Origin of the sequence: Aquitalea sp. FJL05, assembly GCF_003852595.1 — a bacterium.
In the GTDB taxonomy this organism is placed as follows: Bacteria; Pseudomonadota; Gammaproteobacteria; order Burkholderiales; family Chromobacteriaceae; genus Aquitalea; species Aquitalea aquatilis.
Window position 1 is genome coordinate 136475 of sequence record NZ_QAJS01000009.1, and the last position, 22735, is coordinate 159209.

The window sequence follows — 22735 nt, forward strand, 5'->3', positions numbered from 1 at the left end:
ATTTGCCGCCGTCGCTGCACTCATGCAAGGAGTCAGATCATGACCACCGCTCTGGCACTGCTATTGGGCTATGCTTTTTTCTACCCGCTGTTCATGGCGTATTTATGGATGGTGGGGGCCGTGCATTACTATTTTCATTACGAACGCAAAGACCCGCCGCTGGATCAACCCCCGTCGCTGGCCTACCCGCCCATCAGCGTGGTGGTGCCCTGTTACAACGAAGAAGACAATGTGCGCGAAACCCTGCACTACGCGCTGTCGCTGGACTACCCGGAATACGAGGTGATTGCCGTCAACGATGGCAGCAAGGATGCCACCGCCGCCATCCTGGATGAGCTGGCCGCCGTGCATCCGCAGTTGCGCGTGCTGCATCAGGCCAGCAACCAGGGCAAGGCGGTGGGGCTGAACACGGCGCTGACCATGGCCCGCCACGAATACCTGCTGTGCATAGACGGCGATGCGCTGCTCGATCCCTATTCGGCCAAATGGCTGATGCGCCACTTTCATGGTTCGCCCCGGGTGGGGGCGGTCACCGGCAATCCGCGCATCCGCAACCGCACCACCTTGCTGGGGCGGCTGCAGGTGGGCGAGTTCACCGCCATCATCGGGCTGATCAAGCGCGCCCAGCGCACTTATGGCCGGCTGTTTACCGTGTCCGGGGTGATTACCGCCTTTCGCAAGACCGCAGTGGTGCAGGCTGGCTACTGGAGCGACGACATGCTGACCGAAGACATCGACATCAGCTGGAAAATCCAGCTGCAGCACTGGGATGTGCGCTTCGAGCCGCGGGCGCTGGTATGGATACTGATGCCGGAAACCCTGCGCGGCCTGTGGAAGCAGCGGCTGCGCTGGGCCAAGGGCGGCACCCAGGCGCTGATGCGCAATGCCTGGATTGTCGGCCACTGGAAGCACCGCCGCATGTGGCCGGTATATGCCGAGTATTTCCTCAGCGTGGTGTGGTCGTACGTGATGGCCTTCATCATCGTCAGCTGGCTGCTCAGCCTGTTGTTGCCTGGCATCGTGCCGCCGATGGAGTCGCCCTTCCTGCCCGGCTGGCACGGCGTGGTACTGGGCGTGACCTGCATGCTGCAGTTTGCCACCAGCAAGCTGATGGACAGTCAGTATGACGTTGATCTGGGCAAGAACTATTTCTGGATGATCTGGTATCCGCTGGCCTACTGGCTGCTGAATATCGGCACCACCGTGGTGGCCTTTCCACAGGGCGTGCTGCGGCGCAAGGGCAAGCGGGCGCGCTGGGTCAGTCCGGACCGGGGAGTACGCGCATGAAAAAACTGGCTGATGTCCTGATCATCCGTGCCGCCCACAATATGAGCTGGCTGCAGCGGCTGGTGTCACGCTTGCTGACCGTGCTGTGGTGGCTGTTGTGGGTGTATCTGTGGCTGCCGGCGCTGGCCTTTGCCTGCCTGCTGATCTGGGGCGAACAGCTGCTGCCGGTGACGGTACGGATCGACCAACTGCCCGATCACCTGGCGGTGCTGGGGCGCTATGCCTTGCTGGTCTGCCTGTTTGGTGGCGGGCTGCTGCTGTGGTCGCGCATCAACTACTGGCGTTTTTCCGGTGAGGAGCAGCGCGGCGAAATCGACAATGTCACGCTGGAAGAGATGGCGGCCGATCTGGGGCTGGCACCACAGCTGCTGCGCGCAGGCCAGGCCGGCAAGGTGGTGGTGGTGCATCACAATCCGGAAGGCGGAATTCATCATCTGGATATCCTGCTGCCCTTGCCGGCCAGCACGGTGGCTCTGACTGAGCCTGCCGTGGCCATGCCGGCGAGCTTGCCGCTGTCAGTCGGTCAGCCCGGCAAGACCTGAGTCACCCATGCCCGAGGCCAGCTCGCCCACCCGCACCAGCGCCCGCTCGTAGGCCTCGTTCCAGGGGTAACAGCAGGACAGTCGCAGGCAGTTGCGATAACGGCCACGCGCCGAGTACATCACCCCCGGTACCACGGTGATGCGCTCGGCCAGGGCGGCGTGAAACAGCTCCAGCGTGTCCACGCCGGAAGGCAGCTCCACCCACAGCAGGCAGCCGCCAGAGGGCAGGGTGGCACGGGTGCCCTGCGGAAAACGGCTGGCCACCGTGCCGCGCAGCCGCTCCATCTGGCTCATGAAATGGCGGCGGATCAGCCGCAGGTGGTGGTCGTAGCCGCCGCTTTCCAGATACTCGGCCAGGGTTTCCTCCAGCAGCCGGGGTTGGCCCAGCGAGCTGGCACACTTCAGTTGCAATACTTCGCGGGCAAAGCGGCCGGCGGCAATCCAGCCTATACGGAATCCCGGCGCCAACGTCTTGCTGTAGCTGGAGCACAGCAGCACCCAGCCATCGCGGTCGAAGGCCTTGACCGCATCCGGCGTTTGCACGCCGTAGTGCAGGTCGGCATGCGGGGCGTCCTCAATCAGCGGGATGCGGTAGTCGTTGACCAGCTGTGCCAGCCTGCGCTTGGCCTCGGGCGGCATGGTGCTGCCCAGCGGATTGTGCACCGTGGGCATGGCCACGATGGCTTGCAGCCGTTTTTCCGACAGCAGCAGTTCCAGCGCATCCAGCGACAGCCCGCTATTGGGGTGGGTGGGGATTTCGATCACCGACAAGCCCAGGCTTTTCAGCAGCGGCAGCAGGTAGAAATAAGTCGGCGATTCCAGCCCTACCGTGTCACCCGGCTTGCATACGGCACGCAAGGCCAGCTGCAGTGCTTCGGAGCAGCCATTGGTGATGACGATATCGTCCATGGCCAGCACACAGCCCCAGCTGACGGCGCGCTGGGCAATCTGCCGGCGTAGTCGCTCGGAACCGGGCGGGAAGGGGTAGTCGGTGGTCAGCTCGGGATGCTGGCGCAGCAGCCGGCCCATGATGTGCTTGAAACGGGTGGTGGGGTAGAAATCGCTGCCGCGCGGGCTGGCCAGCGACAGGTCGATGAAATCGGCGGCGGTCTGCACCCGCATCACCGTTTCGATATGGTCCACCACCTCGCCGGTGGGTGCGGCTTCGCTCTGGCGCCGCATGCGCGGCAGCGGCAGGCTGGCGGCGGCTTTTACATAGAAGCCGGATTGCGGCCGGGCCTCGATAAAACCACGGTCTTCCAGCGTGCGATAAGTCAGCAGGATGGTGGAGGGGCTGACCTTGTGCATGGTGCAGGCCTTGCGCACCGAGGGCAGGCGTTCGCCAGCACGCACCACACCGTTCTGGATCAGGGTGATCCACTCGTTGACCAGCTGTTGATACAGCGGCTCCTGGCTCATTGCACGTCTCCTGCAGGCAGTTGGATGGCCCGCCCGGCACAATTTTGCCTGGATCAGACCATAACAGTTTTGTATATTGCCAACTGTTACGGTCTCAATTGTATTTTTCTGAATCTGTTATTGTCCAGCCCCTTTGCGTACCATGAGCACATCAAAAACCGATAGTGCTGCCGCGTCTGTCCGGCTGGCCACAAGCCGGTCGCTGCAGGTGCTGCCGCCTCAGCCCTACCCTGGAGTTGTCATGAATCTTGTTGCACTGGTCACCTATCTGTTGGTGATGTCCATCACCCCCGGTCCCAATAATCTGGTGCTGGCCTCGTCCGGCGTCAATTACGGCTTTAGCCGCACCATGCCGGCGATGATGGGCATGGCGCTGGGGCTGGCGGTGCAGGTGGGGGTGCTGACGGTGTTTCTGGGTAATCTGGTGGGGCTGATCAGCAGCGTGCAGCTGTATCTGGCGCTGGCCGGCTGCAGCTATCTGCTGTGGCTGTCCTGGGGCATGGCCCGCGCCGGTGCTGCCGGTGAGCAGGCCGATCAAGGCCAGCCCATGGGCTTTGTCGGCGGCCTGCTGTTCAACTGGCTTAACCCCAAGGTGTGGCTGATGGGCTTCAATATTGCCGTGGTGTTCCTGCCGCAGCACATGCCGCCGCTGACTGCCGGCCTGCTGTTTGCCGCCATTACCTTTGTGGTTGGCCTGCCCTGCATTGCCCTGTGGGCGGGCAGTGGCGTGGCCATCCGCCGCTGGCTGGCCTCGCCGCGCCGGCTGCGTGCCTTCAACTGCGGCATGGCGGCCATGCTGGCCGGCACGGCGTTCTGGCTGCTGGCGCAGATGTTGCCGGCTGATGTGCTGCCAGCCGTTGGCGGGCTGATTTGAGCCAAGATAATTCTGCTGGTGGATGAGGCGTACCAGGCCCGCATTTGCGGGCTGTTTTGTTGGCGGCGTACAATAGCGCCTTTCTTCATCCGGCTGGACCCATCCCATCATGATCCGTACCCGTTTTGCCCCCAGCCCCACCGGCTATCTGCATATCGGTGGCGTGCGCACCGCTCTCTTTTCCTGGGCCTATGCCCGCAAGAACAATGGCGTTTTCGTGCTGCGTATCGAAGACACCGACCTTGAGCGCTCCACGCCGGAGTCGGTCAAGGCCATCATGGACGGCATGCACTGGGTAGGTCTGGATTATGACGAAGGCCCCTTCTATCAGACCCAGCGTTTCGACCGCTACAAGGAAGTGATCCAGCAACTGCTGGAGTCCGGCCATGCCTATCGCTGCTACTGCAGCAAGGACGAGCTGGAAGCCATGCGTGCCGAGCAGGAAGCCAATGGCGAAAAGCCGCGCTACGACCGCCGCTGGCGTCCGGAAGAGGGCAAGACCCTGCCGGCCATTCCGGCCAACGTGGAGCCGGTGATCCGCTTCCGCACCCCGCTGGACGGCACGGTGGCCTGGGACGACGCGGTCAAGGGCCGTATCGAATTCTCCAACACCGAGCTGGACGACCTGATCATCGCCCGCCCGGACGGCAGCCCCACCTACAACTTCTGCGTGGTGGTGGACGACTGGGACATGCAGATCACCCATGTGATTCGCGGTGACGACCATGTCAACAATACCCCGCGCCAGATCAACATCCTGCAGGCGCTGAACGCACCGTTGCCGGTGTACGGCCACCTGCCGATGATCCTGAATGAAGACGGCCAGAAAATGTCCAAGCGCCGCGATGCGGTGAGCGTGGTGGACTACGCCGACAAGGGCATTCTGCCGGAAGCGCTGCTCAACTATCTGGCCCGTCTGGGCTGGGGCCATGGAGATGACGAATTCTTCGACATGAAGCAGTTTGTCGAATGGTTCAGCCTGGAAGCGGTCAGCGCCTCGGCCAGCCGTTTCAACCAGGAAAAATTCCTGTGGCTGAACGCCCAGCACATCAAGGCCGCCGACAACAGCCGCCTGGCTGCGCTGATTGCGCCGCGTCTGGCGACTGCCGGAGTGGATGCCAGCACCGGTCCGGCCATCGAAGACGTGATTGCCCTGGTCAAGGAGCGTGTGCAAGACCTGAACGCGCTGGCGGTGGAAGTGGATTACTTCTACAAGAAACGTGAAGCCGCCGCTGCCGACGTGGAAAAGCACCTGGCTGGCGACGCCGTCGCCCGCATGGGCCGCTTTGCCGACAAGCTGGCCGCACTGGACAGCTGGACCGCAGAAAGCATCCATGAGCTGTTCAAGCCCTTCTGCGCCGAAGAAGGCATCAAGATGGGCCAGCTGGGCATGCCGCTGCGCGTGCTGGTGTGCGGCACCACCCAGACCCCGTCGGTAGACGCGGTCCTGGCCGTGATCGGCAAGGAAGAAGTGCTGCGCCGCCTGCGCGGCTGATTTTGCCTGTCTGACCAGACAAAGCCACCCCGCGGGGTGGCTTTTTGCATTCTGCTGTGGCGGCCTTGCGATTTAGCCCGGCCGACAAGATGGCGTAGCGTCGCTGGGGCAAGGCGCTACGCCGCAGCAGGGTTTTGCTTAGCGGCTCTTATGACGGGCTGGCTGGTCTGCGCGGCCGGACAAAGCGGTACAGCACAATCAGCAGCAGCAGGAAGGGCAGGCCGAAGGCCAGCGTCAGACGGAAGACATCGGTCAGCGCCGTGGTCAGCAGGATGGCCAGCATCAGCCCCAGGCCCAGCAGGGTGGAAACGGGGAAAAAGGGCAGGCGGAAAGCCAGCGGTTTGGTGCCGTGGCGCTGGTGATGACGGCGGAAATACCAGTGGGTGAGGAAGATCATCATCCAGGTAAACAGCGCGCCAAACATCGACAGCGACATCATCAGCGTGAAGGCCTGGCCGGGGAACAGCACAAACAGCAGGGTAGCCAGCGCAATGCCGCTGGTGGACAGCAGCAGGGCGTTGAGCGGAATGCCGTTGTGGTTGAGCTTGCCCAGGCTGGCCGGGGCATCGCCGGCGCGCGACAGGCTGAACATCATGCGGGTGGTGATGTAGAGCTGGCTGTTCATGGCCGACAGCGCCGCGATGATGACGACGAAGTTGAGGATGCCGGCCGCGTAGGGAATGCCCAGCACCTGCATCACGGTGACAAAGGGGCTGCTGCCCTTGCCCAGACCATCCCAGGGCACGATGGCCAGAATCAGGGTCAGCGACAAGACGTAAAACACCAGCAGGCGCACGATGGTGGCGCGAAAGGCGTGGCGCACCGCCTGTTCCGGGTGTTCTGCTTCACCCGCTGCCACCGCGATCATTTCCACGCTCAGATAGCTGAAGATGGAGATCACCACCGCCACCCACATTCCCCACCAGCCGTGCGGGAAAAAGCCGCCATGGTTGGTGAAGTTCTGCGTGCCATAGGCCGGGTTGCCGCTGCCCCACACCACATAGCCACCCAGCAGGATGAAGCCGACGATGGCAAAAATCTTGATGGCGGAAAACCAGTATTCCACCGTGCCAAAGGCTTTGACACTCATGGCATTGACGCCGATCAGCACGCCGGAGAACAGTACGATCCAGATCCACGATGGTGCGTGGGGGAACCAGTACTGCATGTATTCGGCCACTGCGGTGACTTCGGTACCCACCGCCATGACAATGCAGGTCCAGTAGCTGTAGCGCACCAGAAAGCCCGCCAGCGGGCTGATGTAATGCTCGGCAAAAGCACCAAACGAACCGGATGTGGCGTGGGCGATGGTCATTTCCGCCAGGCAGCCCATCAGCAGCAGGGTGATCAGCCCGCCGATGGCATAGCTGAGCAAGACGCTGGGGCCGGCAAAGCCGATGGCAAACTTGCTGCCCAGAAACAGGCCGGTGCCAATGGCACCGCCGATGGCGATCATGCTCATCTGCCGGCCGCTCAGCCGGCGTTGCAGTCCGCTTTCGCGCTGCTGGATTTGGTCAAAACTCATGTCTTCTCCTTTACCTTCCTTGGTGGAGCTGCGCATTTCTCTTGGCCATGGCGCGGCCTGGATGCGCTCGGCTCCCGTGATGGTGTGTTACCGGGTGACAACCGCCAGCCGGGCGGCTGGCGGGGTGTGGCTCAGGTCACGGCGTGACGCTGCTTGAAGCGCGGCTGGTCCCAGCTGGCGCTGTCCAGAATGTCGCGCAGGATTTCCACGGCATCCCAGATGTCGGTATGGCTCAGATAGAGCGGGGTAATGCCAAAGCGCAGCACTTCCGGCTCGCGGTAATCACCGATGACGCCACGGTCGATCAGCGCCTGCATCACGGCATAGCCCTCGGGATGGCGATAGCTGACATGGCTGCCACGGCGGCCATGTTCGCGCGGGGTGATCAGCGTTAGCGGATGGTGGCTGCAGCGCTCCTCCACTAGTTGGATGAACAGGTCGGTCAAGGCCAGCGATTTCTCGCGCAGTGCCGCCATGCTGGTTTGCAGGGTGGCGTCCAGCCCGCACTCCACCAGCGACATCGACAGGATGGGCTGGGTGCCGCACAGAAAGCGGCGGATGCCCTGGGCCGGCTGGTAATCCACAGCCATGTCAAACGGGCGCGAGTGGCCCCACCAACCGGACAAGGGTTGCCAGAAACCATCCTGATGGCGGGCCGCTACCCAGATGAAGGCGGGTGAGCCGGGGCCGCCATTGAGGTATTTGTAGGTGCAGCCGACGGCAAAGTCGGCCTTGCTGCCATTGAGGTCCACCGGTACTGCCCCGGCGGCATGGGCCAGGTCCCAGATAGTGAGCGCACCTTGCTGATGGGCCTGTGCGGTGACGGCGGCCATGTCATACATGGCACCGGTACGGTAATTGACGTGCGACAGCAGCAACACGGCCACGTCTTCGTCCAGTGCCTGTTCCAGCGACAGGGTGTCGTCGATCAGTCGCATCTCGTAGCCCTGCTGCAGCAGGTCGATCATGCCCTGGATCATGTACAGGTCGGTGGGGAAGTTGTCGCGCTCGGACACGATCACCTTGCGCGCCGGTGCGGCGTGCTGCTGGATGCGGATGGCGGCGGCCAGTGCCTTGAAGATATTGAGCGAGGTGGTGTCGGTAATCACCACTTCATCCGTGCCGGCACCGATCAGCCCGGCCAGCTTGTTGCCCAGCCGGCGCGGCAGTTCGAACCAGCCGGCAGTATTCCAGCTGCGGATCAGGCCCACGCCCCATTCCTGGCGCAATACTTCCAGGCTGCGTGCCTCGGCGCTGTTGGGCAGTACGCCCAATGAATTGCCATCCAGATAGAGCACACCCGGCGGCAGGTCGAATTGCTGGCGCAGGCCGGCCAGTTGATCCTGGCGGTCGGCGGCCAGGCAGTGTTCACGAGTCAGCATCAGTTTCTCCTTTGTGGTGCTGTGTTTGTTATCGGGGCAGGGGGCTGCGCAGTACGGCGCGGACCGGACTGGCATCCAGATTGATCAGTTTCAGTGGCAGGGCGATCAGCTCGTAGTCACCGGGTGGAATCTCGTCCAGCCACAGGTTTTCCAGAATCGCCATGCCGTGGTGGGCGACGGCGTGGTGGGCGTCCAGCGTCTTGCTGTCTGCCGCATCCAGCGAGGCGGTATCCACGCCGATCAGCCGCACGCCTTGCTGGCCCAGCCAGTGGATGAGTGCCGGGTCCATGGCGCAGAAGTCGGCATCCCATTGCTGCGGAAACTGCCGATAGCAGCGGATCAGCAGCCGTGGTGGCAGCGGGTCCGGCTGGCCTGCCAGTGCCTGCTGCAGCCGGGGCAGGGTGAGTAGCGGTGCGGCGTCCAGGCTGTGCACCACGCGACAGGGGCCAAGATAGGCATCCAGATCGACCAGGCCGATGGGCAGGCCGTCCGCCTGGTAATGCAGCGGGGCATCGGCATGCGCGCCACTGTGCGGCGACAAGGTCAGCCGGGCGACATTGACCGGGCAATGTGCATCCAGCTGCCAGGCCGGGCTTTCCTGTAGCGCGGTATCTCCCGGCCACACTGGCATGCCGGCATAGAGCGGTGGGCTGATGTCATACAGCATGGTGCTCTCCATGGATTGGACAATTCATGTTAGCACCGTGATTGTTTTGAAAAATTGCAAGTTCAACTTGTGGAGTGTTGATATTTCGCAGAATATTCAACAAATTTCATTGAGGAAGAAAGGAAGTTGCAAATGCAGCTGGATGCCATTGATGTGCGGATTCTTTCTGCATTGCAGCACAACGGCCGGCTCAGCAATCAGGATCTGGCCGACCAGGTGGCGCTGTCGCCATCTGCCTGTTTGCGTCGGGTACGCACGCTGGAGGAGGGGGGGCTGATTCGTGGCTACCACGCCGAACTGGACGCGGTGGCGCTGGGCTTCGAGCTGGAGGCCATCGTGCAGGTCACGCTGGATCGCAGCCGGGATGACTGGCATGGCGAGTTCTTGCAGCAGATGGAGGCTTTCGAGGAGGTGACCGCAGCCTATGTGGTGACCGGGCCCTGCAATTACATTCTGCATGTACGCTGTCGCAGCTTGCCGGCGTTTTCCGATTTCATCGTCGAGAAGCTGAACAAGGTGCCCGGCATGCGTGATTTCAGTTCCTTCATCGTGCTGAAAACCGTGAAGGACACCCGAGACCGGCTGCCCCTGGCCATGCGCTGAGCCTGGCGCACCACGGTAACAAAGGCCTTGTATGCTTGAGTGGAGGCCGCTGGCACCCGCTGGTCCGCCTGACTTACCTTGGCTGCGAGCAAAAACTCTAAAAAAATGGATTTTGTGTAAAGGGATGGGGGATAATGCCGCCCAGCCAAACTGAGGTTCATCAAAATGAAGTGTGTTGACGATTTCCGCCTGCGTCTGGGCAAGCAAGAGCTGGTTCCCATCATGGTCGGTGGCATGGGTGTGGACATCTCCACCGTTGCCCTGTCGCTGGAGGCGGCCCGTCTGGGCGGCATCGGTCATATTTCCGATGCCATGGTGCCGACGGTAACCGACCGCCGCTTCAATACCAAGTTCGTCAAGGACAAGCTCAAACAGTACAAATTCAACGTGGAAAACGCCGATAAATCCGTGGTCAAGTTTGACCTGGATATTCTGGCCGAAGCCACCAGAATGCACGTTGGCTCCGCCATGGAAGCCAAAAAGGGCGACGGGCTGATTTTCATCAACTGTATGGAAAAGCTCACCATGAATGCGCCCAAGGAAACCTTGCGCGTACGCATGCAAACCGCCATGGATGCCGGCATCGACGGCATCACCCTGGCTGCGGGCCTGCATCTGGGCTCGTTTGCACTGATCGAAGACCATCCGCGTTTTCGTGATGTGAAGCTGGGCATCATTGTTTCGTCCTTGCGCGCCTTGCAGCTGTTCCTGAAAAAATCCGCCCGTACCGGCCGTCTGCCGGACTACGTGGTGGTGGAAGGCCCGCTGGCTGGCGGTCACCTGGGTTTCGGCATGGACTGGGCGCAGTATGATCTGGCGACCATCGTGGCCGAGATTCACGCCTGGATGCAGGCCGAGCAGCTGGATATTCCGCTGATTCCGGCTGGCGGCATCTTTACCGGCAGCGATGCCACGGCCTTTCTGGAAAACGGTGCTGGTGCTGTGCAGGTGGCCACCCGCTTTACTGTCACCCGCGAATGCGGCCTGCCGGAAAAGGTGCAGCAGGAGTATTTCAAGGCGACGGAAGACGATATCGAAGTCAACCAGCTGTCGCCGACCGGCTACCCGATGCGCATGATCAAGTCCTGCCCGGCCATTGGCGACGGCATTCGCCCCAATTGCGAGGCTTACGGCTATCTGCTGGACGCCAGCGGCGGCTGTGCCTACATCCAGGCCTATAACCGCGAAGTGGCCGCCCATCCGGGCGAGCGCCGCATCAAGGTGATGGACAAGACCTGTCTGTGTACGCATATGCGCAACTTCGATTGCTGGACCTGCGGTCAATACACCTATCGTCTGAAGGACACCACCCGTCGCAACGAGGATGGCAGCTACCAGATCCTCAGCGCCGAACACGTGTTCAAGGACTACCAGTTCAGCAAGGATGGCAAGGTCGCCCTGCCGGATTGATGTCGTACCCGCACCTGGTCTGGCTGGACCGGTAGTGGAACATGGCGAAACGCTGCGGCGTTTCGCCATTTTTCTTGTTGAAGCGGCGCTGGCAGTAGTATCGTCGGAGCCTGTCTTGTCACTGTTTGAGGACTGCCATGCCGGACCGTTTTGATCCCGCCACCACCGCCCTGATCCTGGTCGATCTGCAGCAGGGCGTTCTCGGTTTTGCCAAACAACCCTATGACACCGAACAGGTGCTGGAACGCTCGGCCACGCTGGCGCGGGCGTTTCGCGCAGCTGGTGCGCCGGTGGTGCTGGTGCGAGTGGGCTGGTCGGCCGATGGAGGGGATGCACTGAAGCTGCCCACCGACCTGCAGCCGCCAGCCACGCAGGTGCCGGACAACTGGCTGCAACAGCCAGCAGAGCTGGAGGTGGCGGCCAGCGACATCCAGATCATCAAGCGACAGTGGAATGCCTTTTATGGCACCGAGCTGGATTTGCAACTGCGCCGGCGCGGTGTGCGCACCGTGGTGCTGGCGGGCATCTCCACCCATATCGGGGTGGATTCGACGGCGCGTGCCGCCTGGGAGCGTGGCTATGCCGTGGTGCTGGCAGAAGATGCCATGAGCTGCCCGCAGCTGGAGTGTCACCAGTTTTCCGTGCAGCATATCTTTCCGCGGCTGGGTCGGGTGCGCAGTACCGCCGAGGTGCTGCAGGCACTGGCCGTCTAGCCGCATGGCTCGCGAAGATTGCCGCATCGACCCGCAACAGGTAGAGCTGACGGCCATCCGCGCCCAGGGCGCGGGTGGCCAGAACGTCAACAAGGTCTCGTCTGCCATTCACTTGCGTTTCGATGTCATGGCTTCCAGCCTGCCCGAGCGCGTCAAACTGCGGCTATTGGCCCTGGGGGATGCCCGCCTGAGCAAGGAGGGCGTCATCATCATCAAGGCGCAGCAACACCGCACGCAGGAGCTGAACCGGGCCGATGCACTGGCGCGGCTGCAGGCCATGGTGGATGCGGCAGCGCATGTGCCCAAGGCCAGGCATGCCACCCGGCCTACTTATGGCTCGAAACAGCGCAGGCTGGAGGGCAAGTCGCGGCGCAGCGGCATCAAGGCCTTGCGCGGCAAGATCCCAGATTGATGCGGCGGGGCGGTGGGGCGCTCAGGCGCGCCGGCTGAACTGACAGCTGGGGAAGATGTGCTTGCCCAGTTCTTCGGCCGGTACGGGCCGGCATAGCAGAAAGCCTTGTAGCTCGATGTCCGGATGCTGTGTGCACAGGTAGTCCAGATCATCGGTGTTGTCTATGCCTTCTGCCACCATGCGCAGGCCCAGTTCGCGGGCAATATTGGCCATGCCGGAAATGATGCTCTGGCTGCGGGCATCGCGGTGGATGTCCTTGATCAGGATGCGGTCGAACTTCAGCTCGGTCAGCGGCAGGTTCTTGATGTGTTCCAGCGTGGTATGGCCAGTGCCAAAATCATCCAGCGACAATTCGAAGCCACGCATGCGCAGCCGCAGCAGGGTAGCCAGGGTGTGGCCGAAATTGGTGAAGGCCATGGTTTCGGTGATTTCCAGCACGATGCGGTCAAACGCCAGTCCGCGTGATGCCACCTGTTCGACCAGCCAGTCGAGAAACTCGCGGTCATCCAGCAGGCGGCGCGACAGATTGATCGACAGCCGCAGCTGTTGCATGTTCGGCTCGCGGATCAGCATGTCCAGGCTGGTTTGCACGATGCGGTTGGTCAGTAGCGAGATAAAGCCTTCGTGCTCCAGCATGCCGATGAACTGGTTGGGCCCCAGTATGCCTTGCTGCGGATGCCGCCAGCGCGCCAGCGCCTCGATCTGCACGGCGCGGCCCTGGCACAAATCGTAAATCGGCTGATAGAAGGCGCAAAACTGGTTGTGTGCCAGCCCGGTAATGATGTCGATCAGCGGCAGGCTGCTCTTGCTGTCGCTGATGTCCTGATGCACATCGAGCAGGCGGGTGATTTCGGTCAGAAACAGGTCATCATCGATTGGTTTGGCCAGATGACCGATGCCGGTAAAACCCAGCTCCTGGGCGGCGCGCACGCTGTTGGACAGCAGTTCCGGCGAGTGGCCGCTGATCAGCAGCAGCGAGGGAATATGCGGCTGGCGCGACAGCTGCTCCACCAGCTCGATACCATCCATGCCGGGCATGTTCAGATCGGTGATGACCAGGTCCAGTTTGGGAATCTTGCGACTGAGCTGAAACGCCCAGCTGCCGTCGGCAGCTTCGTGCACCACGGTATTGGGTATTTGCAGGCAGAGCGCCTTGAGCAGGCTGCGCTGACTGCTGCTGTCTTCAGCGAGCAGGATCTGTCTTGGAATCTGGCTGGTCATGGCTGACGCACTGTTCAGAAGAGTATGTCTCAATCTAAGCAGGTGTCATGCCTTCTTGCCAGTAGAAAAATCGATAAATCAGTGATTTGTAAATTTTTGCTAGAAATTTTACCGGATTTCACGGTGAAGAGATTGCGATTCGACGGCAGAATGGCGCAAGGGCAAAAGCAGGCGGCTGAAGGCCGGGACTAGGGTCCGGCGGCCGGGCAGCCGTCAAGCGGTCACCTGCCGCAAAGCGATGGACCATATGGTCATCACTTCCGGGGCAGTGTGCTGCGATATGATGCCGGGCAGAATAGCCGGCGGGCAAGGCAGGAACTGACTACGCGACCCACAGGTGGGCTGAGTGGCCGCGAGGGGACTCAGCTTATCAACGACGCTTGAAGTGGTGCGGTGCGCCGCCGCCAACCGGTGCGGTCGGGTGACGGAAGTTGATGCGACCCTTGGTCAGGTCGTAGGGAGACATTTCCACGGTAACGCGGTCGCCAACCAGGACGCGGATGCGGTGCATCTTCATCTTGCCCGAGCCATAGGCCAGGATTTCCACGTTGTTGTCCAGACGCACGCGGAAGCGCGATTCCGGCAGCATTTCAATGACAACGCCTTGCAGCTCGATCATGTCTTCTTTGGACATTAACGATTCCTTTCAGTGTAACGGGTGGGCCAATAGCCCATGCGGCAGTCCCTCACGGAGCGCCGCACGATCTGTGATAACAGATTGCTTCTATCGATAACCAAGCAGGTAAGACAGGTAGCACACAGTAAAAATGTGCCGTTACCAAGGCAAGGCAGACGGATTGAACCCCGTGCTGGGGAACGGTCCGGAAGGAGGCAGGGCGCATTATACGGCTAAATGGCTGATTTGTCAGTAGAAATGTAGGCGGAATTGGCTTGGTCCCTTGCCGTGCTGTTGCAATGGCTAAAAACACTTATGCATCCGCAGCTTAGCGAAGGTGCCATCTGTTGCAAGACGCGCAGTCCGGCACGCGATTGGCGCTGGATTGCCCGTGCCGGCCGTGGTGGATGCTCGCTTGCGCGTGCCGGCTACTCCGGGTGCTGCGGCCTGAGTCATCGGCAAGTCAGGCGGGGGGCAGTGTTCGGGCTCTTGGTGATGAGCTGGGTGTGGGTGCCGGCATGGCCCATTTGCCTTGTGCGCCGCCCTGTGGCGCGGGCCACAAGTGACAATTGCTTGATTTTTGTCATTAAAAGAAAATTCATCATTCATATTCTTACAATTCAATACAAAATTTGGCTGGATTATTCCGTGGCCTGCTGACATCCTGTACGGTTTCGATCATTACCCTTTGCTGATGTTTATTGCCGGCAAGGGGGGTAACAGTTGGAAACTCTGCAGTGGGACAGACTATGGAAAATAATAGAGAAGGCGAAGGACTACGGCGCAGCCTGCAGGCGCGTCACCTGTCCATGATCGCCATTGGCGGCTCCATCGGCACCGGCTTGTTTCTGGCCTCGGGGGCCACGGTAGCCACTTCCGGACCGGGCGGTGCCTTGCTGTCCTATGCCCTGATCGGGCTGATGGTGTATTTCCTGATGACCAGCCTGGGCGAGATGGCGGCTTTCATGCCGGTGTCCGGTTCTTTTCAGGTATATGGTTCGCGTTTCGTTGATCACTCCTTTGGTTTCGCCCAGGGCTGGAACTATTGGTATAACTGGGCGGTAACCATTGCCGTGGAACTGGCGGCAGCCTCCATCGTGATGCATTACTGGTTTCCGCATGTGCCTGGCGTGGTGTGGAGTGCTGTGTTCCTGGCCATCATCTTTGCCCTCAATTATTTCTCGGTGAAGGGTTTTGGCGAGGCGGAGTTCTGGTGTTCCATGCTCAAGGTCATCACCATCATCGCCTTCATCATCATCGGTTTCATGATGATCTGGGGCATCATGTTCCATCCGGACAACAGTCGTTATGCGCCGGGCTTGAGCGTATTCACGCATGGTGACGGCCCCTTTGTCGGCGGTATGGCGGCCTTTGTCAGCGTGTCGATGATTGTCGGTTTCTCTTTCCAGGGCACTGAGCTGATCGGTGTGGCGGCAGGCGAGTCCAGTCATCCGGCCAAGACCATTCCGCGCGCGGTGAAGCAGATTTTCTGGCGCATCCTGATGTTCTACATGCTGTCCATCCTGATCATCGGCTTCATCCTGCCGTATAACGATCCGATGCTGCTGAAGAACGACGTGCAGGATGTGGGGGCCAGTCCCTTCACCCTGGTGTTCAGTCGCGCCGGTCTGGCGCTGTCGGCCAGCCTGATGAACGCGGTTATCCTGTCGGCCATCCTGTCGGCCGGTAATTCCGGCATGTATGCCTCTACCCGCATGCTGTATGTGATGGCCAAGAACAAGATGGCACCGGCCTGGTTCGGCCAGCTGTCGAGCAGTGGCGTACCGCGCAATGCACTGTATGCCACCACGGTGATTGCCGCGCTGTGCTTCCTGACTTCGCTGTTCGAGAGCAATGCCGTCTATCTGTGGCTGCTGAATTCTTCCGGCATGACCGGTTTCATCGCCTGGCTGGGGATTGCCATCTGCCATTACCGCTTCCGCCGTGCCTATGTGAAGCAGGGATATGATCTGGCCGATCTGCCCTACAAGGCGCGCTGGTTCCCGCTGGGGCCGCTGTTTGCCTTCGCGCTGTGCATGCTGATCATGCTGGGTCAGAACTATGCCGCCTTCACCAGTGCCAAGGTGGACTGGAACGGCATCATTGCCACCTATATTGGCATTCCGCTGTTCCTGTTGCTGTGGCTGGGCTACAAATGGAAGCACGGCAGCAAGCTGATTGCGCTGGACAAGATCGCACTGGCCGAGGCGCACGCCCAGCTCAAGCGCGATGAGCTGGCTGACGGCCAACTGGCGCAGCAAACCACCGGCTGATTGCTCGTCTGAACTGCCATGCAACGGCCCGGTTTGACCGGGCCGTTGTCGTGTGTGCTGACAGCGCGATCACGTGCTGTTCAGCAATGGTGTATCTGTGCCGCCGGCAGGCTACAATCGCCGCACTCAGCCGACGTTGGCAGACCCCACCACCGCATTGCGGGTGCATACCCGGAGAACAATAATATGGCCTTGATGTCGCTTTTTTTCAGCAAGTATCTATTTGTGCTGGCAGCCTTGCTGCCCATCATCAATCCCCCCGGACTGGTGCCCATTTTCATTTCCATGACGGCGCGCAACAGCAAGCAGCAGCGTGCCTTCCTGGCGCGGCGTATTGCCATGTACTGCTTCCTGTTGCTGTTGGGCAGCATGTATGTGGGCAGTTTTGTGCTGGAATTTTTCGGGGTGTCGTTGCCGGTGGTGCAGTTGTCCGGCGGCCTGCTGATTTCGCTGGCGGCGTGGCGCATGCTGAATGACAACCCGGCCGAGAGTACCCAGCCCTCCAGCGAGCCGGTGCGGCAGGAAAACCGCGATGAACTCAAGCAGCGGGCGTTTTACCCGCTGACCTTTCCGCTGACGGTGGGGCCGGGTTCGATTTCGGTCTCGATCACCGTGGGCGCATCGCTGACGGTAACCGGCAAGCCGATGATCAAGTACATGCTGGTGCCCATGGCCAGCCTGGCGGCCGTGCTGTCGCTGTCGGTGCTGGTGTATATGTGCTACCGCCATGCCGACAAGCTGCTGGGCTATCTGGGGCAGACCGGCTCGGTGGTGTTCCTGCGCCTGTCAGCCTTCATCCTGATGTGTCTGGGGGTGCAGATCATGTGGGAAGGGGTGGAGCAGCTGTTTGTCGAGCTGATTCAGAGTAATGCCAATCTGCTGCATCGCTAGCCTGCATGTCGCGCAGTGCCTGCTGCAATTGCGGGTAGAAGGCGAGGAAGTCCTGCTCCAGCGCTGCATGGTGCTGCTGTAGGTCCTCGATGCCGGCCGCGACCGGATTGGCACGCTGAATGCGGTGGCGGGAGAAACCATCCAGCACCGCCGCAATGCCGCTGTGGCTGGCATAGGACAGCAGCCAGTCTTCGGCCTGCATGCGCGGCAGTATCTCGAGCAGGCGTGGCGGCAGCCATTGGCGGTGTTGCTGTAGCTCGGCATAACTGCGGCGGGTAAATGTGGCCAGCGGCATGGCAGAAAATTGCTGCCAGTGCCGCGCCAGAAAATGATCGTAAAAAATATCCACCAGGATGCCGGCATAGCGTCGCCGTGCTGCGGCAATGCGTGCCTTGCTTTGTAATACCAGCGGGTGACTGTCGGTATAGCTGTCGATCCAGCGGTGCAGGGCCATGCCTTGTTGCAGCACCAGCGGCAGATGGCCGGCATGTGCCGGCTTGATGAAATCACCCAGCAGGTTGCCGACGCGGGCGCTGGCATCGTCCGGGGCCAGGTGCAGATGTGCCAGGTAATTCATCCGGCCGACAGCCGGTTCAGTCTCACCACAATCACCCGTACCGCCGTGCTGCTACGCAGGGTCAGGCCGATGGCCAGTTGTTGCAGCAGCGCGTCCTGTGGCTGCAGGCGACAGCTGCGGCCATCTTCGCGGCTGATTTCCAGCTCGGTGCCGGCAGCCAGCAAGACCAGCAAGATTTCATCATCGCTTTGCAGCTGGCGTTCACCGTTCAGGGTGAAGTCTTCCACTTGCTGCAGATAGCGGCCACGCCGGGTCATCACATTGAAATCGGTCACCGGGCCTTCCGTCAGCCGGCTGCTGATATTCTCCTCGCCGGCAAAGGCCAGCGGCAGGCTGAAGGCATCCAGCCGCACTTCGCTACCGTCTTCGCGTTGCAACAGCAAGGCAGCTCCCTGCAGCAGCAATAGCTGGCGGTCGATGCCGGGGAAGCGGGAGAAATCACCGTCACTGGCCACACTGGCGATGCTGATGCGGTAATCGAAGTTGTCCAGCGTGGCATCCGGCGGTGAAATCAATACCTGGCGGGTAATGCCGCCGCCGTTTTTCCAGGGCGTGGCAGGGTAGTCGCGGGCGGGCAGGATCTGCATGGCAAGCTCGGGCGGGGTAAAAAAAGCGATTATCCACCGATGGTCGCCAGCGTGCATCTTCACTGCGGCATCGGGCCGGCAAGCCCTTGTTATGCTGCGAATTTGTAGTGGCGAAACTACAAGTTGGGGCGCTTGATCTGTCGCAATATGCCATTCCACTGTCGTGCCAAGATAAAGACAAAGCTTGAACCCACCACGAGGAGATCATCATGGCCATCAGCGCATTCTTCATTCCTTCCGTCAATCTGATGGGAGCCGGCTGTCTGCAACAGGCAGTCGACAGCATGCAGGCTCAGGGTTTCAAACGCGCCCTTATCGTGACCGATGCCGGCCTGGTCAAGACCGGTCTGGCGGACAAAGTCAGCGCGCTGCTGGCGAGTGCAGATATCCAGTCCGTGGTATTTGACGGGGTGCATCCCAATCCGACCTGCGCCAACGTCAATGCCGGCCTGGCCCTGCTGCAGGAAAAACACTGCGACCTAGTCATTTCGCTGGGCGGCGGTTCGCCGCACGACTGCGCCAAGGGCATTGCGCTGGTGGCGGTGAATGGCGGCAAGATCCAGGACTACGAGGGCGTGGACAAGTCGGCCAAGCCGCAGCTGCCGCTGGTGGCCATCAATACGACGGCTGGCACCGCCAGTGAAATGACCCGCTTCTGCATCATCACTGATGAGTCGCGCCATATCAAAATGGCCATCGTCGACAAGCACACCACGCCGATTCTGTCGGTCAACGACCCGGAAACCATGGCCGGCATGCCGCCTTCGCTGACGGCCGCCACCGGCATGGATGCCTTGACCCATGCCATCGAGGCCTATGTCTCCACCATCGCCACGCCGATTACCGATGCCTGCGCGCTCAAGGCCATCAGCCTGATCGTGGCCTTCCTGCCGCGCGCCGTGGAAAACGGCCAGGACATGGAAGCACGCGAACAGATGGCCTATGCGCAGTTTTTGGCTGGCATGGCCTTCAACAATGCTTCGCTGGGCTATGTCCACGCCATGGCGCACCAGCTGGGTGGCTTCTACGACTTGCCGCACGGCGTGTGCAATGCGGTGTTGTTGCCGCATGTGCAGGTGTTCAACAGCAAGGTGGCTGCCACCCGTCTGGCTGATGTGGGCCAGGCGCTGGGGGTGAAAGCCACGGCCGAAGCGGCGATTGAAGCCATTCGTCAGCTGGCTGCCACCGTGGGTATTCCGGCCGGTCTGAAGCTGCTGGGCGTGAAGGACGAAGATATTCCGGTGCTGGCCACCAACGCGCTGAAAGACGCCTGTGGCTTTACCAATCCGCTGCAGGCCAGTCACGAAGAAATCTGTGCCATCTACCGCGCAGCCATGTAAGCAGGGTGTAGTCTGATGCAGTGAACAGGGCCGGCTATGCCGGCCCTTTGTCATGGTTTATGAGGTTGGTGGCTGCTGCCAAAGCCGGCAGCCTGGGCCGCGCTGCGGATGGCGTCGAGCACCAGCCTGGCCTTGCGCGGAATGCGCCGGCTGGCAAACACCGCATGCATTTGCGCATCTTCGCCACGGCTGGACACGATGCGGTAGTCCGGACACAGCCGCAGCAGCCGGCCACTGGCCACCAGTGGTTCGGCCAGCCAGTCGCCCATGCGCGCCACGCCCCAGCCGGCCAGGGCGGCTTGCAATACCGCATTGCCGGAACTCACCCGGTGGCTGGCATTCAGGTTGAGGCTGACCTGATGACTGTCCGAGACAAAATTCCAGGCTTTCAGGATACGCGGGGCAGCATGGATGAGAATGGCGTGTTCGGTCAGTTCTTCCGGCTGCAGCGGCAGACCATGGCTGGCGACATAGGCCGGGCTGGCATACAGCCGGCGTTGATAAGGCCATAGCGGAAAGCCGATCAGCTCGCTGGAGGTGGGGTAAGCGCCACGGATGCTGAAATCCAGCTTCTCGCGGATGGGCTCCAGAATAGTGTCGCTGTACAGGATGTCGAAGCGCAGCTGCGGGTGGAGGCTGGTCAGCTCTTGCAGCAGCGGCGGCAAAAAGTGGCTGGCCATCACCTCTGGTGCAGAAAAACGCAGCCAGCCGCGTGGCGAGCTGGCCAGCATGGCCAGATCATCCTCAACCTCCTGCTGCAATTGCAGCATCTGGCGCGCGGTATCGTAATAGGCTTCGCCGGCCATGGTCAGGCTGACCTGCTTTTGCGAGCGCGCCAGCAGGCTGGTGCCCAGGTTTTCTTCCAGCGCCTGAATGGCCCGGGTGGCCGTGCTGGGCGAGGTGCCCAGCTGACGGGCGGCCGAGACGAAGCTCTTGCGCTCCACCACGGTGCAGAACACCTGCAACTCCCATAACAGTTTCATTGATGCTGGCCTTGATTGCAGAAACTGCAATACGGTATTGCAAGCATGCGGCAAGGGCAAGCCCTACAATGGCGACATCATCAGGAGGCGGCCATGTTGTTGACTTTGGGGTTCTTGTGTTTCTTTTCTTTCATGGCGGGTTTGATTGACGCGGCGGTTGGCGGCGGCGGGCTGATCCAGACGCCGGCGCTGTTCAACTTCTTGCCGCAATACTCGGCAGCCACGCTGTTTGGCACCAACAAGATGTCATCGGCAGTGGGGACGCTGTCGGCCACCCGTTCCTATCTGCAGCGGGTGCGCCTGCCGTGGAAGCTGGTGATTCCTGCGGCGATCACCGCCTTTGTCATGTCCTTTGCCGGTGCCGCCACGGTGAATGCCATACCCAAGTCGGTCATCCGGCCGCTGGTGCTGGTACTGCTGGTGCTGATGGCGATGTACACCTTGTGGAAAAAGGACTTCGGCAAATTGCACAAGCCGGTGACGATAGGGCGGCGCGAAATGATGGTGGGCATGGCCATTGGTGGGGCCATCGGTTTTTATGATGGCTTGTTCGGTCCTGGCACCGGCAGCTTCCTGATTTTCCTGTTCATCCGCTTTTTTGCCTTTGATTTCCTGCATGCCTCGGCTGCAGCCAAGGTGGTCAATCTCACCACCAATGTGGCGGCGCTGGCGTTTTTCATTCCCACCGGTAATGTGCTGTTCCAGTACGCCATTCCCATGGCCGGTTTTAATGTACTGGGGGCGATGACGGGCTCCTGGGTGGCGATGAAAAAGGGGGCTGGCTTTGTGCGGATGTTGTTCCTGCTGCTGACCACGGTGCTGATTGGCAAGCTGGCCTGGGACATGCTGCAGCCCTGGTTGCAAGGCTGAGCCAGGCGTGCCGGCTGAATGAAAAAAGACCACGCATAATCGCGTGGTCTTTTTTGTTGGTGGGCAAGCTCAGTCGTGCTTGTCCCAGCCGCGGTGACGACCATTGTCGTGGTGGTGATGACGGTGGTGGCGACGTCCTTCATCGCGTGCCGGTCTGTCTTCGCGCTGATCCTTGGTGGTGATGGCCACGCCTGTCGCACCGCCAACTGCGCTGCCGATGATGGCACCATTGCGGCCACCTACCGCATTACCCACTGCCGCACCGGCCGCACCACCTACTGCACCACCAAGAATCGCATCTGTTGTCGAGCCAGCCTGGGCTGCACCAGCCGCCAGCGTGATGGCAATAATCGAAATCCACTTGTTCATTTGCATGATTTGCTGCTTTCACTGAGTAAGTGGTGGCAGTCTAGTAAGGGCGGGGTAAAACGGACAAGCAGTGAAATGTTAGCAAGTATTGAAAAGCGTTTGACTGATAATGATCATGGTATTTCTGTGCGCAGAAATTTCGCTAATTATCTGTTTCTAATGTGTTTTATATCCCACATTGCGAGGGTGGTTTTATAACAATCTGTTACAGAGTCGGCCCGGGTAAATGCGCAAACCCTGCAACAGCCATTGTCATGCTGCCTGGACACAGCTTGCCGGCAGCGGTGTTACTGACCGGAGCAGCCGCAACCACCGCCGCCGCCACCGCAGCCACCCGCGCTGGCTGGAGCGGCTTCCTGCTGCTGGCCCAGGCGGATCTGGAATTCGATCACAATCATCTCCGGCAAGCGGTCTACATAGCGATAGCTGATCTGCTGACCATAGCGCTGGCTAACCTGCTCCAGCAGCGGCAGCGGGTCGTGATCGTTGACGAAACGCATGGTTTCGCCATCGTGCAAGGATTCCAGTGCCGCAAAAATGGCGGCGTGGCGAAAGCGTTTGGCAATACCGCGCGCATCAAACAGATAGCTGGTATTCAGTTGGGGGGAGAGCGTAGTCATGGTGATCTTCCTGCTTGAGGGGGTGAAGCCAGGATTTTGTCGCAGCTCAAGGGGGGCGC

At 60.8% G+C, this 22735-nt stretch carries 23 protein-coding genes; 12 read left to right on the plus strand and 11 right to left on the minus strand.

All coding sequences use genetic code 11. The features are described from left to right. Nucleotides 1–39 precede the first annotated feature (39 nt). Complete coding sequence (pgaC, locus tag DBR44_RS08710; RefSeq protein ID WP_124643688.1) at nt 40–1287, plus strand: poly-beta-1,6-N-acetyl-D-glucosamine synthase; 1248 nt, start codon at nt 40–42, stop codon at nt 1285–1287. After that, nucleotides 1284–1829, plus strand: coding sequence for a poly-beta-1,6-N-acetyl-D-glucosamine biosynthesis protein PgaD (pgaD, locus tag DBR44_RS08715; RefSeq protein WP_124643689.1), 546 nt, complete (start codon nt 1284–1286; stop codon nt 1827–1829). Before pgaC ends, pgaD begins: the two co-directional genes overlap by 4 nt. Here the strand turns inward: pgaD and DBR44_RS08720 are convergent. Beyond that, on the minus strand, nt 1803–3248 hold the full coding sequence (locus DBR44_RS08720) for a PLP-dependent aminotransferase family protein (protein WP_124643690.1): 1446 nt from the start codon (nt 3246–3248) through the stop codon (nt 1803–1805). The genes pgaD and DBR44_RS08720 overlap by 27 nt on opposite strands. Nucleotides 3249–3489: 241 nt before the next feature. Here DBR44_RS08720 and DBR44_RS08725 point away from each other — a divergent pair, with 241 nt between their 5' ends. Further along, nucleotides 3490–4122 carry a LysE family translocator gene (locus DBR44_RS08725; RefSeq protein ID WP_124643691.1) on the plus strand — a complete coding sequence of 211 codons (633 nt, stop codon included), beginning with the start codon at nt 3490–3492 and terminating at the stop codon, nt 4120–4122. A gap of 109 nt (nt 4123–4231) precedes the next feature. After that, complete coding sequence (gene gltX / locus DBR44_RS08730; RefSeq protein ID WP_124643692.1) at nt 4232–5617, plus strand: glutamate--tRNA ligase; 1386 nt, start codon at nt 4232–4234, stop codon at nt 5615–5617. 148 nt (nt 5618–5765) lie between these two features. On the opposite strand, the gene DBR44_RS08735 is transcribed toward gltX, so the two are convergent. The 3 genes from DBR44_RS08735 to kynB all read right to left on the minus strand — a co-directional run bounded on the left by DBR44_RS08735 (nt 5766) and on the right by kynB (nt 9191). Next, nucleotides 5766–7142 (minus strand): amino acid permease, encoded by a 1377-nt coding sequence (locus tag DBR44_RS08735; protein WP_124643693.1) that lies wholly within the window; start codon nt 7140–7142, stop codon nt 5766–5768. A 131-nt stretch (nt 7143–7273) separates the two neighbouring features. Then, entirely contained in the window at nt 7274–8524 is a 1251-nt protein-coding gene (kynU, locus tag DBR44_RS08740) for a kynureninase (protein ID WP_124643694.1), read from the minus strand. Nucleotides 8525–8552: 28 nt separating this feature from the next. Beyond that, nucleotides 8553–9191 (minus strand): arylformamidase, encoded by a 639-nt coding sequence (kynB, locus tag DBR44_RS08745; protein WP_124643695.1) that lies wholly within the window; start codon nt 9189–9191, stop codon nt 8553–8555. Between the two features lie 132 nt (nt 9192–9323). On the opposite strand from kynB, the gene DBR44_RS08750 reads away from it, so the two are divergent. The 4 genes from DBR44_RS08750 to arfB all read left to right on the plus strand — a co-directional run bounded on the left by DBR44_RS08750 (nt 9324) and on the right by arfB (nt 12329). Then, a complete protein-coding gene (locus DBR44_RS08750; RefSeq protein WP_124643696.1) occupies nt 9324–9794 on the plus strand; it encodes an Lrp/AsnC family transcriptional regulator in 471 nt (156 codons plus the stop codon). Between the two features lie 165 nt (nt 9795–9959). Continuing rightward, nucleotides 9960–11204 carry a nitronate monooxygenase gene (locus DBR44_RS08755; RefSeq protein WP_124643697.1) on the plus strand — a complete coding sequence of 415 codons (1245 nt, stop codon included), beginning with the start codon at nt 9960–9962 and terminating at the stop codon, nt 11202–11204. A gap of 137 nt (nt 11205–11341) precedes the next feature. Further along, entirely contained in the window at nt 11342–11917 is a 576-nt protein-coding gene (locus tag DBR44_RS08760; protein WP_124643698.1) for a hydrolase, read from the plus strand. A gap of 4 nt (nt 11918–11921) precedes the next feature. Continuing rightward, the gene (gene arfB / locus DBR44_RS08765; RefSeq protein WP_124643699.1) at nt 11922–12329 is read left to right on the plus strand and encodes an alternative ribosome rescue aminoacyl-tRNA hydrolase ArfB; all 408 of its coding nucleotides are present in this window, start codon (nt 11922–11924) and stop codon (nt 12327–12329) included. 21 nt (nt 12330–12350) lie between these two features. Here arfB and DBR44_RS08770 read toward each other — a convergent pair whose 3' ends face one another. Together DBR44_RS08770 and infA are read right to left on the minus strand one after the other, a co-directional pair. Then, nucleotides 12351–13550, minus strand: coding sequence for an EAL domain-containing protein (locus DBR44_RS08770; protein ID WP_124643700.1), 1200 nt, complete (start codon nt 13548–13550; stop codon nt 12351–12353). A 370-nt stretch (nt 13551–13920) separates the two neighbouring features. After that, nucleotides 13921–14184 carry a translation initiation factor IF-1 gene (gene infA / locus DBR44_RS08775; RefSeq protein ID WP_059286936.1) on the minus strand — a complete coding sequence of 88 codons (264 nt, stop codon included), beginning with the start codon at nt 14182–14184 and terminating at the stop codon, nt 13921–13923. Between the two features lie 731 nt (nt 14185–14915). Here infA and DBR44_RS08780 point away from each other — a divergent pair. Further along, a complete protein-coding gene (locus DBR44_RS08780; protein WP_124643701.1) occupies nt 14916–16439 on the plus strand; it encodes an amino acid permease in 1524 nt (507 codons plus the stop codon). 195 nt (nt 16440–16634) lie between these two features. After that, nucleotides 16635–17330: a MarC family protein gene (locus tag DBR44_RS08785; protein WP_233578433.1), complete on the plus strand. Its 696-nt coding sequence runs from the start codon at nt 16635–16637 to the stop codon at nt 17328–17330. On the opposite strand, the gene DBR44_RS08790 is transcribed toward DBR44_RS08785, so the two are convergent. Both DBR44_RS08790 and DBR44_RS08795 read right to left on the minus strand, forming a co-directional pair. Further along, a complete protein-coding gene (locus tag DBR44_RS08790) occupies nt 17260–17907 on the minus strand; it encodes an ACP phosphodiesterase (RefSeq protein WP_124643703.1) in 648 nt (215 codons plus the stop codon). The two genes, DBR44_RS08785 and DBR44_RS08790, sit on opposite strands and share 71 nt — an antisense overlap. Continuing rightward, the gene (locus tag DBR44_RS08795; protein WP_158613582.1) at nt 17904–18494 is read right to left on the minus strand and encodes a HutD family protein; all 591 of its coding nucleotides are present in this window, start codon (nt 18492–18494) and stop codon (nt 17904–17906) included. Before DBR44_RS08795 ends, DBR44_RS08790 begins: the two co-directional genes overlap by 4 nt. A gap of 209 nt (nt 18495–18703) precedes the next feature. Between DBR44_RS08795 and yiaY the strand changes: the two genes are divergently transcribed. Then, nucleotides 18704–19834: an L-threonine dehydrogenase gene (gene yiaY, locus DBR44_RS08800; RefSeq protein WP_124643705.1), complete on the plus strand. Its 1131-nt coding sequence runs from the start codon at nt 18704–18706 to the stop codon at nt 19832–19834. Nucleotides 19835–19884: 50 nt separating this feature from the next. Here the strand turns inward: yiaY and DBR44_RS08805 are convergent, their stop codons facing one another. Next, entirely contained in the window at nt 19885–20817 is a 933-nt protein-coding gene (locus DBR44_RS08805; protein ID WP_124643706.1) for a LysR family transcriptional regulator, read from the minus strand. Nucleotides 20818–20910: 93 nt separating this feature from the next. Here DBR44_RS08805 and DBR44_RS08810 point away from each other — a divergent pair, with 93 nt between their 5' ends. Next, entirely contained in the window at nt 20911–21687 is a 777-nt protein-coding gene (locus DBR44_RS08810; protein WP_199731002.1) for a TSUP family transporter, read from the plus strand. Between the two features lie 69 nt (nt 21688–21756). Here the strand turns inward: DBR44_RS08810 and DBR44_RS08815 are convergent, their stop codons facing one another. Together DBR44_RS08815 and DBR44_RS08820 are read right to left on the minus strand one after the other, a co-directional pair. Beyond that, nucleotides 21757–22062, minus strand: coding sequence for a glycine zipper domain-containing protein (locus tag DBR44_RS08815; protein WP_124643707.1), 306 nt, complete (start codon nt 22060–22062; stop codon nt 21757–21759). A gap of 281 nt (nt 22063–22343) precedes the next feature. Next, nucleotides 22344–22676 (minus strand): DUF2249 domain-containing protein, encoded by a 333-nt coding sequence (locus DBR44_RS08820; protein WP_124643708.1) that lies wholly within the window; start codon nt 22674–22676, stop codon nt 22344–22346. Nucleotides 22677–22735 lie beyond the last annotated feature (59 nt).